Origin of the sequence: uncultured Abyssibacter sp., from assembly GCF_964000955.1 — a bacterium.
GTDB lineage: Bacteria > Pseudomonadota > Gammaproteobacteria > Nevskiales > OUC007 > Abyssibacter.
This window is the reverse complement of sequence record NZ_CAXFCL010000237.1, coordinates 1-13,435: the sequence shown is the minus strand read 5'-3', so window position 1 is coordinate 13,435 and position 13,435 is coordinate 1. Positions and strand designations below refer to the sequence as shown.

The 13,435-nt window shown below is 66.1% G+C and carries 11 protein-coding genes; 5 read left to right on the top strand and 6 right to left on the bottom strand.

The window, feature by feature from the left end; translation table 11 throughout:
* Positions 1–1,224: hypothetical protein (locus ABNS06_RS11600; protein ID WP_348674761.1), on the top strand; the 1,224-nt coding region annotated here is incomplete at its 5' end.
* Between the two features lie 32 nt (positions 1,225–1,256).
* On the opposite strand, the gene ABNS06_RS11595 is transcribed toward ABNS06_RS11600, so the two are convergent.
* Entirely contained in the window at positions 1,257–2,039 is a 783-nt protein-coding gene (locus ABNS06_RS11595) for a class II glutamine amidotransferase (protein ID WP_348674760.1), read from the bottom strand.
* Between the two features lie 64 nt (positions 2,040–2,103).
* On the opposite strand from ABNS06_RS11595, the gene egtD reads away from it, so the two are divergent.
* Positions 2,104–3,090: an L-histidine N(alpha)-methyltransferase gene (gene egtD, locus ABNS06_RS11590; protein WP_348674759.1), complete on the top strand. Its 987-nt coding sequence runs from the start codon at positions 2,104–2,106 to the stop codon at positions 3,088–3,090.
* 29 nt (positions 3,091–3,119) lie between these two features.
* Here egtD and ABNS06_RS11585 read toward each other — a convergent pair whose 3' ends face one another.
* The 3 genes from ABNS06_RS11585 to ABNS06_RS11575 form a co-directional block, all read right to left on the bottom strand.
* Positions 3,120–5,351, bottom strand: a complete 2,232-nt coding sequence (locus ABNS06_RS11585; protein ID WP_348674758.1) for an NADP-dependent isocitrate dehydrogenase — start codon at positions 5,349–5,351, stop codon at positions 3,120–3,122.
* Positions 5,352–5,519: 168 nt separating this feature from the next.
* Positions 5,520–6,425: an ornithine carbamoyltransferase gene (gene argF / locus ABNS06_RS11580; protein ID WP_348674757.1), complete on the bottom strand. Its 906-nt coding sequence runs from the start codon at positions 6,423–6,425 to the stop codon at positions 5,520–5,522.
* Positions 6,426–6,493: 68 nt separating this feature from the next.
* Positions 6,494–7,075, bottom strand: a complete 582-nt coding sequence (locus ABNS06_RS11575) for a superoxide dismutase (RefSeq protein WP_348674756.1) — start codon at positions 7,073–7,075, stop codon at positions 6,494–6,496.
* Between the two features lie 305 nt (positions 7,076–7,380).
* On the opposite strand from ABNS06_RS11575, the gene grxD reads away from it, so the two are divergent.
* The 3 genes from grxD to ABNS06_RS11560 all read left to right on the top strand — a co-directional run bounded on the left by grxD (position 7,381) and on the right by ABNS06_RS11560 (position 9,470).
* Positions 7,381–7,704, top strand: coding sequence for a Grx4 family monothiol glutaredoxin (gene grxD / locus ABNS06_RS11570; protein ID WP_348674755.1), 324 nt, complete (start codon positions 7,381–7,383; stop codon positions 7,702–7,704).
* 49 nt (positions 7,705–7,753) lie between these two features.
* Positions 7,754–8,170: a S4 domain-containing protein gene (locus ABNS06_RS11565; protein ID WP_348674754.1), complete on the top strand. Its 417-nt coding sequence runs from the start codon at positions 7,754–7,756 to the stop codon at positions 8,168–8,170.
* Between the two features lie 160 nt (positions 8,171–8,330).
* The gene (locus ABNS06_RS11560) at positions 8,331–9,470 is read left to right on the top strand and encodes a mechanosensitive ion channel family protein (RefSeq protein WP_348674753.1); all 1,140 of its coding nucleotides are present in this window, start codon (positions 8,331–8,333) and stop codon (positions 9,468–9,470) included.
* Between the two features lie 52 nt (positions 9,471–9,522).
* Here the strand turns inward: ABNS06_RS11560 and ABNS06_RS11555 are convergent, their stop codons facing one another.
* Both ABNS06_RS11555 and ABNS06_RS11550 read right to left on the bottom strand, forming a co-directional pair.
* Entirely contained in the window at positions 9,523–11,427 is a 1,905-nt protein-coding gene (locus ABNS06_RS11555; RefSeq protein WP_348674752.1) for a hypothetical protein, read from the bottom strand.
* Positions 11,424–13,277, bottom strand: coding sequence for an amidase family protein (locus ABNS06_RS11550; protein ID WP_348674751.1), 1,854 nt, complete (start codon positions 13,275–13,277; stop codon positions 11,424–11,426). Before ABNS06_RS11550 ends, ABNS06_RS11555 begins: the two co-directional genes overlap by 4 nt.
* Positions 13,278–13,435: the final 158 nt, after the last annotated feature.

The following is a 13,435-nucleotide window of genomic DNA, read 5'->3' as shown; positions in this document are numbered from 1 at the left end:
ATCACCGACGATTTCGCCAACAACAAGTGGGGTGACGGCGCCAACGAGGGCTTCTACACGCTGATGAACTACGGCATCAGCGTGGCGAAGGACGGCACCGTGTTCTACGGCCTGCAGGACAACTCGTCCGGCAAGATCGAACCCGGAACCGGTCGCCAGATCCGGACCTATGTCGGCGACGGCATGTGGACGGCGGTTGATCCCGACAACTCCGCCGTTGCCTATGTCCAGACGCCGGGGCTCGCGCTGGTGAGAACCACGGACGGAGGGCGGACGCACGCCTATGTCGACGCGCCCTCCGCCGCGGTGGGGACGGCGCACTTCCTCAGCCCGTTCATGATGGACCCGACGGATGCCGATCATCTGGTCGCCGTCGGCACCAAGGTGGGTGCGACGCTGGATGCGTCCACGGGTCCGACCTGGGTGGAGCTGTTCGACCTCGGCATTGACGAGGCCACGGGTGTCGCGCACCAGGCGCGGCATCGCTCGATCGATGTGCAGGGCGACAACATCTACGCGGGTTGGTGTGGGCCGTGCAGCAACATTGGCGGCAACTCGCCGTTCCAGCGGGGGCTCGCGACCAATGTCGGCGGCGATGCGCCGCCGCAGAAGGGCTCGCCGGACGGTTGGCATCAGGCCACCATGGCGGGTCTGCCGAACCGGTTCATCTACGGCGTCGAGATGGACGACGAACACCCGGAAGAGGTCTACGTGACCCTGGGCGGCTACAACACCGTTCGCTGGGTGGATCCGGGCTCGTACCTGGATGAGAACCCGAACATCGGCGAGGGCCATGTGTTCAAGTCCACCGATGCGGGCGAAAGCTTTGTCGACATCTCCGGCAACCTGCCGGACACGCCGGTGACGGCTATCCTCAAACGTGGCGGCCAGCTCATCGTCGGCACCGATCTCGGCGTGTTCATTTCGTCGGATCTGGACGGCACGGAGTGGGCGCCGCTGGGTGATCTGGAGAACGTGCCGGTGAATCAGCTGGCCCTGCATCCCGGAGACGATCGGCAACTGTTCGCCGCCACCTTCGGCCGCGGCGTCAAGCTCTACAGCTTCGACACGACGGTCGCCGATGAGCCGGATGATGGAGCCGGAGAGGATCCTGCCACGTCCGGTGGAACGGGCGGTGCGCCGGGTGGCTGGCTGCTGGCGGGGCTGGGTCTGGCCGCGCTATGGCGTCGCCGCGCGGCCTCCGGCCGGTCGTCTCTGCGCTGACTTGTCCGCCTGACCCGGCCGTGACGGCCGGGTCAGGCGCTCAGTTCGAGTACCTCGACCTGATTCGGGCGGCGCAGCGTGGTGATCGTGTGTGGTGGCACCGTCTGCCAGCCGGCATCGTCGTCCAACCGTTCCGATGCCAGCAGCAGTCCCCCGTTCATCCGAGGATGACTGAGGTTCATGTAGAGGCTGGGGCAGGGACGTTCGATCGCGTGGCGGCTGAATACCAGGCATTCGCCGTCGGTCAGGCAGATATTGAGAAGCGCGGGCTCGCCGCCCGTGCATTCGGCCGCCGCCCGCAGCGTTGCCTCCAGCGCGACGGCCGGTGAGCTGGCACCGTCCAGCAGCGCTTGGCGCAGCAGGGCGAACAGATACTCCGAGTCCGTCGTCCCGTGCAGGGCGGACTGCACGGTGTCGGACAACCTGGCGAGCATCCGGCCCCGGCCACCGCTGGCCAGACCGGACAGATAGCCATTGTGGGTCATCGCCAGCCGTTCCACCGCGAAGGGCTGCGTATTGATCGCATGGACCGGCTGTCCAGGCGTCGCGCTACGCACGTTGCCGAGCCAGACATCGCTGACCAGCGCGTCGGCCAGTGCCGGCAGGTTCACATCGTTCCAGATCGCCATCGGCTGGGTGTATGCGCCCATGCCTCCGTTTTGCTGGCGCCAGGCGACACCGTAGCCGTCGGCATTGAGCCGGGCTTCGGCGAGTTCCTTCGGATCCCAGGACTGCTGATAGAGGCTGTGAGGGAAGTCCAGCAGGAAGCGGCGCAGCGGGATCGGGTCACCGAGGTAGGCGGCAAGCCGGCACATGGTCAACTCGGGTTCGAATGCAGCACGATGGTAACCTCACCGCCCGCTCCCGGTCCGGATACGCATGGACGGTACCGAACCCCACCCGCGGCTGCGGTTCTCCGCCGTGGCACCGCAGCGCCCCATTGGCACGCTGGCCGACGATGTTCGCGGCGGTTTGCTGAATCCGCCGCGCACGCTGCCCGCCAAGTACTTCTACGACGAAGTCGGCGCACGGCTGTTCGAGGACATCTGCGCCACCGAGGATTACTATCCGAGCCGCTGCGAGGAGGCGTTGCTGCGCGAGCATGGCCGCGAGTTGATGGCGGCCATGGACGCCGAGCATCTCATCGAGCTGGGCAGCGGCAGCTCCCGCAAGACCAGGCATCTGCTGCGCCATGCCGACGCCGGCGTCACGTACTGGCCCTTCGACGTTTCGGAGGCGATGCTGCGTGACGCGGCCGCTGCTCTGGTCGAGGCGATGCCGGAGCTGTCCATCCATGGTCTGGTGGGCGACTACCATGCCGGGCTGGATGTCCCGCTGCCCGAAACCGGGCGTCGGGCGGTGCTGTTTCTCGGCGGCACGCTGGGCAATTTCAAGCCGGATCAGGCGAAGACGTTCCTGCGCGAGATCCGCGACCTGCTACGGCCCGGCGATTCCCTGCTGCTGGGGGCTGACCGGGTCAAGAATCCGGCCGTGCTGGAACGGGCCTACGACGATCGCGACGGCGTGACCGCGCGCTTCAATCTCAACGTGCTCAGCGTGTTGAACGGCCGTCTCGGGGGCGACTTCGATCTGTCGGCCTTCGAGCACCGCGCGGTCTACAACCGCGAGGCCGAACGGATCGAGATGTACCTGGAAGCCCGGCGGCCCCAGACCGTGCATCTCAGTGCGATGGATCACCGCATTCGCCTGGAAGCGGGTGAGCGCATTCGCACCGAGCTGAGCCACAAATACACGCCGGACTCGATCCGGGGCCTGCTCGCGCCGGCGGGCTTCGAGCTGCGCCGGTTGCTGACTACGCCCGAGCCGCACGCCTATTCGCTGGTGCTGGCTCGGGCGACGGACTAGGGCCCGCAGGGCCCTGGTCGCCCGCCGACTCAGTCGCCGTCGATGATCGCGTTCAGCGTTGCGCTGGGCCGCATCACGGCTGCCAGCTTGTCGTGGTCGGGCTTGTAGTAACCGCCGATATCGACTTCCTTGCCCTGGACCTCGGTCAGTTCCTTGACGATGGCGGCCTCGTTGGCTGCCAGGGCCTCGGCGATCGGCGCGAAGTAGGCCTTGAGTTCGGCGTCGTCGTCCTGCGTGGCCAGGGCCTGGGCCCAGTACATCGCCAGGTAGAACTGGCTGCCGCGATTGTCCAGCTCGCCGGTGCGGCGTGACGGACCCTTGCCGTTGTCCAGCAGCTTGCCGGTGGCGGCGTCCAGGGTGTCGGCCAGCACCTTGACCCTGGGGTCGTCCTTCTTGGCGGCCAGATCGTCCAGGCTCGCGGCCAGTGCCAGGAATTCGCCCAGCGAATCCCAGCGCAGGTGGTTTTCCTCCACGAGCTGCTGCACGTGCTTGGGCGCGGAGCCGCCAGCGCCGGTTTCGTACAGGCCGCCGCCCTTCATCAGCGGGACGATGGACAGCATCTTGGCGCTGGTGCCCAGTTCCATGATCGGGAACAGGTCGGTCAGGTAGTCGCGCAGGATGTTGCCGGTGACGGCGATGGTATCCATGCCGCGCAGGCAGCGCTCCAGCGTGTAACGCATGGCGCGGACCTGGGACATGATCTGGATGTCCAGGCCCTCGGTGTCGTGATCCTTCAGATAGGTCTGGACCTTCTTGATCAGCTCGTTTTCGTGCGGGCGGTACGGGTCCAGCCAGAACAACGCCGGCATGCCGGAGGCGCGGGCGCGGTTGACCGCCAGTTTCACCCAGTCGCGGATCGGTTCGTCCTTGACCTGGCACATGCGCCAGATGTCGCCGGCCTCCACGTTCTGGGTCAGCAGCACTTCATCGGTGTCGTTGTCGACGATGCGGGCCTCGCCGGCGTACTCGGCCTCGAAGGTCTTGTCGTGCGAGCCGTATTCCTCGGCCTTCTGCGCCATCAGCCCGACATTGGGCACGGTGCCCATGGTCGCCGGATCGAAGGCGCCATTGGTTTTACAGAAGTTCACCACTTCCTGATAGATGCGGGCGAAGGTGCTCTCGGGCAGTACCGCCTTGGTGTCCTTGAGGCGGCCGTCGGCGCCGTACATCTTGCCGCCGGCGCGAATCATCGCCGGCATGGAGGCGTCGACGATCACGTCGTTCGGCGCATGCAGGTTGGAAATGCCCTTGGTGGAATCGACCATGGCGATTTCCGGGCGGTGCTGGTGACAGGCGCGCAGGTCCTCGATCACTTCCTCGCGCAGCGAGCCGGGCAGCAGTTCGATCTTGTTGTACAGGTCGACCAGCCCGTTGTTGACGTTGACGCCGAGTGTGTCGAACCAGAACTTGTGCTTCTTGAAGGCATCCTTGTAGTACACCTTGACCGCATGGCCGAAGACGATGGGGTGCGACACCTTCATCATCGTCGCCTTCACATGCAGCGAGAACAGCATGCCGGTCTGGTAGGCGTCTTCCATCTGGTCTTCGTAGAACTTCACGAGCGCCTTCTTGCTCATGAACATGCTGTCGATGACCTCACCGTCCAGCAGCGCGACCTCCGGCTTGAGCACATGCACGTTGCCGTCGGTATCAATCAGCTCCATGCGGACGTTGCGGGCCCGGTCCAGCGTCATGGACTGCTCGCCGTGGTAGAAGTCGCCTTCGCGCATGTGCGCCACGTGGGTGCGTGAGGCCATGCTCCACTCGCCCATGGAGTGCGGGTTCTTCTTCGCGTATTCCTTGACGGCCTTGGGGGCGCGGCGGTCCGAGTTGCCCTCGCGCAGCACCGGGTTCACCGCGCTGCCCAGCACCTTGGCGTAGCGCTTGCGGATTTCCCGGTCCTCTTCGGCCATGTCGTCCGACGGATAGTCGGGAACGTCGTAGCCTTTCTCCTGCAACTCCTTGATCGCGCTGCGAAGCTGCTGCAGGGCGGCGCTGATGTTGGGGAGCTTGATGATGTTGGCTTCCGGGTCCTGGGTCATCTCGCCCAGGATCGCCAGACTGTCCGGCACGCGCTGCTCTTCGCTCAGCCGTTCCGGAAATGCCGCGAGGATGCGTGCGGCGACCGAGATGTCGCTCAGCTCGACATCGATGCCCGCCGGATCCAGGTACCGCTTGATGATCGGCAGAAAACTCGCCGTGGCGAGCATCGGGGCTTCGTCAGTGAAGGTGTAGGTAATCTTCGAATTGGTCGCGCTCATCGATCAGCCTTTTGTTTGGTCACGTCCCGTGGGCGAGACGTCAATGCCGTGCGTCGCCTCCGGCGGTTGCCGAGCTGCGAAGACAGCTTCCAGGCAGCTCGGCTTCAGTGGGGCACGATTCTAAAGGTTTCGGCGAACGCCTGTCGGTCCCCGTGACCAAAGTTGAAGTTATCCGGCGGGCGGGTCCATCAGGGCGCAGAGCAGCGCTTTCTGCGCATGCAGGCGGTTTTCCGCCTCGGCCCAGACCAGGCTCCGTGGACCGTCGATGACCGAGGCGGCCACTTCCTCGCCGCGATGCGCGGGCAGGCAGTGCAGGAACACCGCGTCATCCGCGGCGCGGGTCATCAGCGCGTCGTCGACCTGGTAGGCCCTGAATGCCGCCATGCGCTGCTGTTGTTCCGCCTCCTGTCCCATGCTGGCCCAGACATCGGTGACGATGGCGTCGGCGCCCTCGGCAGCCGCCGCAGGCTCGTGCATGACGTCAACGGCGTCGCCGCATTGGGACAACACGTCCGCGTCGGGTTCGAAACCTTCCGGGCAGGCGACGCGGAGCCGAAAGCCGAACTGACGGGCGGCCAGTGCAAAGGAATTGCACATGTTGTTGCCGTCGCCGACCCAGGCCACCGTGCGGTCGCGAACCGAGCCGAAATGCTCCACCAGCGTCTGCACGTCGGCCAGCAACTGGCAGGGGTGGAAACGATCCGACAGGCCGTTGATCACCGGCACGTCGCAGGCGGCGGCGAATTGCTCCTGCGCGCGCTGATCGTTGTTGCGGATCATCACCGCGTCGACCATGCGGCCCAGAACGCGAGCCGTATCCTCGATGGGCTCGCCCCGGCCCAGCTGGGTGTCCCGGGGCGACAGGAACAGCGCATGGCCGCCGAGCTGGGCCATGCCGGTCTCGAAGGAAACGCGCGTTCGTGTCGAGCTCTTCTCGAAGATCATCGCCAGCGTGCGGCCCACCAGCGGGCGATGGGCGTGACGGTTCCGCTTCAGTTCGATGGCGCGCCGAACCAGCGCCTCGAGTTCGGAGGGCGAAAAGTCGAGCAGGGTGAGAAAGTCGCGTTTCTGCATGAGGTGTTTCCCAAATGAAAACGGGCCGCCCGGCGTCCGGGCGACCCGTCGAGGCAATGGCGCCGGCGTCAGGCGTTGAGATTCTTCTCCACGAAGTCCCAGTTCACGATCTGCCAGAAGTTCTCGAGATACTTCGGCCGCGAGTTGCGGTAGTCGATGTAGTAGGCGTGTTCCCACACATCGGCCGTCAGCAACGGGGTCTGGCCGTCGGTCAGCGGGTTGGCGGCGTTGCCGGTGTTGACGACATCCAGGCTGCCGTCGGCGGTCTTGACCAGCCAGGTCCAGCCCGAGCCGAAGTTACCAGCCGCGGAGGTGTTGAACTTCTCCTTGAAGCCGTCCATCGAGCCGAAGGCCTTGTCGATCGCGCCGGCCAGCTCGGTGCTGGGGCTGCTGCCGCCAGGGGTCAGGCCGTTCCAGAAGAAGGTGTGGTTCCAGATCTGGGCACAGTTGTTGAACAGGCCGCCCGGACCCGCGTTCTTGATGATCTCCTCGAGTGACGCGTTCGCGAACTCGGTGTCATCGATCATGCCGTTCGCCTTGTCCACGTAAGTCTTGTGGTGCTTGCCGTAGTGGAAGTCCAGCGTTTCCTTGGACATGTGCGGTTCGAGAGCGTCACGTGCGTACGGCAGTTCAGGAAGTGTGAATGCCATGGTGCAATCTCCTTGACTGTTGGCGAATCAGGGGCGCGCCATGGGCGCGCCAAATGGGGTGTAACCATAGGGTAGAGGTGGATTCATGACAATCGCATGCGTGGTTTGTCGACACCGGGGCGCGGGCGGCGGCGGGGGCGCGTCATCGACGCCCGGAAGCTCCGGCCCGGGCCACTCGGCGGGCGCGAAATTTGCGGGTGTCGGGAGATCGGGAGCGGATCGGGACGTGTTCTGTATAATCCGCGCCCGTTTGTTGGTCGCCGCACCCGCGGCGACGGTCTAGAACACCGACGGAGGTGGTTTCAATGGACGCCCTGCAACGCATCAAGCAGAAAGTCGAAGAGAACCCCATCATCATTTTCATGAAGGGGTCGCCGGACTTCCCGCAGTGCGGTTTTTCGGCGCGCGCTTCGCAGGCACTCAATGCCTGTGGCGTTCCGTATGCGTACGTCAACATCTACGAGGACGAAGAGATTTATCGCACGCTGCCCAAGTTCGCGAACTGGCCGACGTTCCCCCAGCTGTACGTCAAGGGCGAGTTGATTGGTGGCTGTGACATCACGCTCGACCTCTACCAGACCGGTGAATTGCCGCGCATGCTCAAGGAAGCCGCCGGCGTCGAAGCCTGATGGCCAACGCGTTACGCAAGACGCCCGCCTCGTGCGGGCGTTTTTGTTCATGAGCGCCGGGAACGGATCGCCCGAGGCGGCCGAATCCGTCCGGCTGGATCGCTGGCTGTGGGCGGTCCGCGTGTTCAAGACACGGGCCCTCGCCCAGGATGCGATCCGCCGTGGCCAGGTGCTGGTCAACGGCCAGGCGGCCAAGCCGTCGCGCAATATCCGGATCGGCGACACGGTGCACTTCTCCAGGCTCGGGGTTCGTGACGAAGTCGAGGTCCTGCAGGCGCTGTCGGATCGCGTCGGGGCGCCCGTGGCGGCGCGGGCGCTGAGACGGACCGACGAGGGCGAGCGCATCCACGGCGAGGACATCGAGCGGCGCCGGGTGGAACGGTTGCAGAACCGGCCCGTCGCGCCCAGCCACCGGCCGAACAAGCAGGATCGCCGTGCGATCCGGCGTTTCAAGGAAAGCTCCTGACGTCCACGCCGGAAGCCACGCTGCGCCGGATCACCGTCGCGCTGTCGTGGTCACCTTTCGAACGCTCATCGTCTGATCCGGTCCCAGGATTGCATGTTGCTTCGGGTCGCCCAGCCGGTCCGGGTGACCGCGTTGCCCCGTCCATTCTTTTCCGGAGCCCATGACCACCGATTTGCTTGATCACCTGGAGCAGTCGCTAAGCGGGATCGGTCATCCGACCCTGGCCATCCTGCTCGGCGCGCTGATCACCGCGACCATCGCGGTGCTGGTCAACCTGCTGATTCTGCTGTCGCTGCGACGTGCATTGCGTCGGCGCAGCTTCGCCTACAGCGTGGTCACCGGTGCGCATCGATCGCTGCTGGCGGTGCTGCCACTGGCGGCGCTGATGGCCTTCTGGGACGCGGTGCCGGACGCGCCGGCATGGATCGCGCCGGCGAACCAGCTCACCGTGCTGCTGCTGATTCTGGCGCTGACGCTGGCGGGCGTCGGCGCGGCCCGCCATCTCGGCGGTTCCGTGCTGCGCGCCACCGATCTGGACGCCGAGAACGATTTGCGTGCGCGCCGCATTCACACCCAGGCGGAGCTGCTTGCGCGCATCGTCGCGTTCCTGGTCGTGGTGGTCGGCGTCGCGGCCGCACTGATGACCTTTCCCGGCGTGCGCCAGATCGGCGCGAGCATGCTCGCCTCGGCCGGTGTCGCCGGTATCGTCATCGGTTTCGCCGCACGGCCCGTGCTGTCCAATCTGCTCGCCGGGGTGCAGATCGCGCTGACCCAGCCCATCCGCCTGCGCGACTCGGTGGTGGTCGAGGGTGAATGGGGCTGGATCGAGGAAATCCGCGCGACCTACGTGGTTGTGCGCATCTGGGACCGGCGCCGTCTGGTGCTGCCCTTGCAGTGGTTCATCGACAATCCGTTCGAGAACTGGACGCGGACGAGTTCCAACCTGATCGGCGTGGTGTCCTTGTGGGTGGATTACCGGATGCCGATGCAGCCGCTGCGTGACGAGATCACGCGGATCTGCGAGCAGTCCGAATACTGGGACGGTGATCTGGCCAAGTTGCAGGTGGTCGACAGCACCGAGCGCGCCGTGCGTATCCGCGCACTGGTCACCGCACCGGACGGTCCGCAGGCCTGGGAACTGCGCTGTGAGGTGCGTGAGGGGCTGATCGATCTCATTCAGCACGCCTATCCGGCCTATCTGCCCCGGATTCGGACCGAGGCCGATGTGGTGTCGGAGGGTGATGGCGTCACCGTGCTGCCCGGCAACCAGCGCGCGGCGCTGGTGGACGCGGGGGGCTGAGCCGGGCGACCGATCGGACGACCGTTTTCCGGAGCCGCCGTCACGCGGTTCGTCAGTCCACCTGCTGGAACAGCACGTCGGTGATCTGCACGGTGCCGGCCGTGGTCTGGTCGAAGTCGATGCGGGCTTCGATCAGGCGCGAAAAATCCAGTTCGGACTCCGCCCAGGGTTGCGCGTCGAGTCGGAACGGCACCATGTTCATCACGGTCTTGGCGCCGGTGGAGCGCGCGTTGAGCGCCAGCCCGGGCGGGAAGTACAGCGCATCGGAGTATTCGGAGGCCAGGGCGCTTGCCGACACGCCGTCGGCGTCGGTCAGCGTCAGCGTGAAGTCCTGTCCGTTGGCATTGTCCGGCGTGACCGACACGCCGACGCGCAGCGTGAAGAAGTCGTAGCCGGAGGCATCCATTCCGGTGTCGCTGAGCGCGTAGGTGATCGACGGGTTGCCCAGCCAGCGTCCCCAGACCTGCGGCGCCTTGGACATCGTCTCGATGGACGGGCAGGCGTCGGGCACGAGGCCAGCGAACAGTGCGGTGTAATCGGCGCTGCCGTTGGGTTCGCACCAACCGGTCTGCAGGAATCCGGCGTAGGTGTTGGACAGGCCGAGGTCGTTGGTGGCCAGGCTGGTATCGGACAGCGTCGAGTCGACGACCAGCCGGTCCGGCCGGTGCATGGACAGATGGAGCCGTTCGTCGCAGGGCCCGGTGCCGTCCGGACAGGCGTCATCGGGCAGGCGTTCGCGCGCGGCCCAGTAGCCGGCGAACCGGGTTTCGCCGCCCGCGAACAGGCGCAGGAACGAGGCGATCAGGAACTCGCCGTGACGGCGCTGGTTCTCGCGGCTGAAGCGGCCCGAGGTCGGCAGGCCTGCCGTGCAATAGGCATCCAGCGTGAACGAGGCATCGTCGTTGAACCAGTAGTCGTTGTAGAAGTTGTGGTTCGCGCCCAGCGCATTGATCTGGAACTGCGGGCCGCTGCTGTCGGCGTCCGAATACCGCACGTTGTCGTATTGCCAGGTGCCGTGCAGCGTGGATACGTCACCGTCGCAGTAGGGCGCCAGCGTCGCGAAGGCCGTGTTGGTCGGCAGCTCGCTGTTGAAGTCGGTGGGCGCCAGTGCGAACACGGCGACGATGTCATGGGGATCGTCGAAGGCCGTGGTCGGGTCGTCGAAGCGCTCGTCCCGGTTGTAGATGATGGTTTTCGCCACGCCGTTGCCGCCGCGGGAGTGGCCCATCAGGCCGACATGGTGAAAATCCATCCGCCCGGTCAACACCGAGAAATCGTTGCCCAGCGTGTCCGTCGCGTAGGCGGAGGTCGCGCTGGCGTTGATGTCCCGGAAGATGTCCAGGTGATGCAGGATCAGCTCGGCCCGCGAGGTGATGCCGCGATCGTTGGACGCGCTGTCCTGCGAGTTGATGTCGTTGACGTTGATCGAGATGACCACGTAGCCGTGCGAGGCGAGGTTCTCGGCGATGTAGTCGTAGCCCAGGTCGCTGCGGATGGGGACCAGTCCGTTGGCTTCGCAGTCGGTGCCGCTGGATTCGCTGCCGTCGGCGTCGCCGGTGGTGGAACAGCTTGAATGTCGGCCGTGCTGGAACAGCAGGACCGGGAACCCCTCATCCGGCACGGGCGCGTCGTCGGTCGGCAGCGGGTAGCGGATCACGCCCAGCACGTCGACCGGCTCCGGATATTGGTCGGCGGTCAGGCCGTCGTCGTCGACATTCTGCGTGGCCATCACCGCGTCATACCGGAAGTCGATGGCGGCGCTGACGCCGTAGGGACCGGTGTCGTCCACCGTGGGCGCGGTGCCGGAGAATCGCAGCGGTGCGCCGCCGGGTTCGGTCGGCGGCTCCTGCACCGGTGGTTCGTCATCCGATGTGTCCGGCGGTGTGCTGGCGCCGCAGGCGGCCAGCGACGCGGCGATCGCCAGTGCCCCGGATCGCAGCCATCTTCCCCCGCTCATGGCGAGACGCCCAGCAGTTCCTCCAGCGCCTGGATATAGACATCCAGCGGCAGATCCTCGGGCGGGGCGGAGGTGGCGGTGATCAGCGCCTGTTGCTGGCGGGCGTTGAAGTCGGCGAGCGTGTCGTTGGCCGTTAGGACCGAAGGCACGATGTCTGGCGGCGCACGGTGCCGGGTGGCCTGTTCGTAGTCGTGGGCGATGCCGATGCCGGTGCCCTCGTCGAAGCGGCGCACGAAGATTTCCATGCCGCGTGGCACGCCGACCGATTCGTCGAAACCGACCGGGACGACGACCGAGCCCATGTGCGTGGTCGAGCCGAGATCACAGGTGCGCCCGCCCGTGGGGCCGGGCGACAGGATGAATGCATCCAGGCGCACCTGCTGGCCGTCATCGTCCAGCACCGGGTCGCCGTTCTCGTCGACCAGCGCGTCCATGACGCTCTCGACATAGGCGCGCTCCGCCGCCATCGCGTCCAGCTCCTCCTGCGTGCCCGGCTGGTCCGGGTCGCCGGTTGCGAAGGTCGCGACCAGTCCGACGGTACGCGGGCCCACCCGACCGGTTTCGAGGATGCCATCGAGCAGCATGCAGCTCTCGCGGCCGTTCGACGAGCCGGAGTTGAGGCTGGTCAGGCAGCGTCGTGGGGAGCTGCCGCCCTCCAGCTCGAAGATGTTGAAGTAGTCGCCGACATCGTAGTTCTGGTTGCCGGCGCCGCGGCTGGTGAAGTCGGGCAGGTGGATGTCGTAGATGTGGGCTCCCATCGCCGCGAGTTGCTCGACCGCCGCGGCGATCAACTCGCCCTGGGCCCCGGTGCCGGCGGGGTCGGTGTTGCTGCCCAGCTGGCGCAGCACGCCGATGTTGCGTCCGGCCACGCCGTAGGTCTCGCGGTCGAGGAACCGGGTGTAGCTCTCCGGGCGCTCGGACGCGGGGAATTCCAGGGTGCGAAAGTCGCGCGGGTCGACGCTGGCCATGGCGGTCAGCATTAGCGCGGCATCACGCACCGTGCGGGTCATCGGCCCGCCGGTGTCCCGGGCATGCGACAGCGGGAAGATGCCGTGCTGGCTGACGACACCAAGACTGGGCCGGATGCCGACCAGACCGTTGACCGAGGACGGGTGGCGAATCGACTGACAGGTGTCCGAGCCGGTGCCGCCCAGCGCGAAGTTCGCCGCGAGCGACGCTCCGGTTCCGCTGGACGAGCCGGCGGGGGACTGGGCCGTGTTGTAAGGATTCGTCACCTGGATCGCGCGGGCCGAGAAGCCGGTGGTGAAGTAGGCGAACTCGTCCTGATTGGCTTTGCCGAGGATTAGCGCGCCGGCCGCCCGCAGACCGCGCACGCTCTCGGCGTCCACACCGGCCTGATGCCCGAGCATGGAATACGAGCCCGACGTGGAGGGTGCGTCGTAGGTGTCGTAGTTGTCCTTCAGCAGTACCGGCATGCAGTGCAGATCGCGCTCGCCGATGCCGCCGTCGCGCTCGTACAGCATGTCCAGGTTCTCGGCCTGCTCGATGGCGTTGGCGTTGATGTGCAGCACGCCGCGAATCGCCAGCAGGCCCGAGGGTTGCGGGGCGTCGTTGTATGCGAAGATGCGATCGATGTACATCTGCGTCAGTTCGACGCAGGTCAGCGGATCGCCGTCGTCGGTGACCTGTTCGCCGGCCAGCGCGGCATGCACGTCGGCCATGGTCGCCTCGACAAGCTCGAAGACCTCCGGATCGGTGGGCGGCGAGGGATTGTCCGGCGGCGAGTCGCCGCCGCCGACCGGTTCGGAGACGGATGGGCTCTGGCCGCAGGCGCAGGCGAGCAGACCGAACAGAACAATCGCGCCCCAGCGCGCATGGCGATACAACATGACCAAGACCGTTTGCTGCGCCGTGACGTGGCGCGTTGTCGTCCGCGCAGCAAGGTCGGTGCCAGCGGCCATGGCGCCGCTGGCGTGCCAGAATGCATGTCCACCATCCACCGGTCCTGGAGCCCGATCCGATGCAGTCCGATACCAGCCCGACCGTT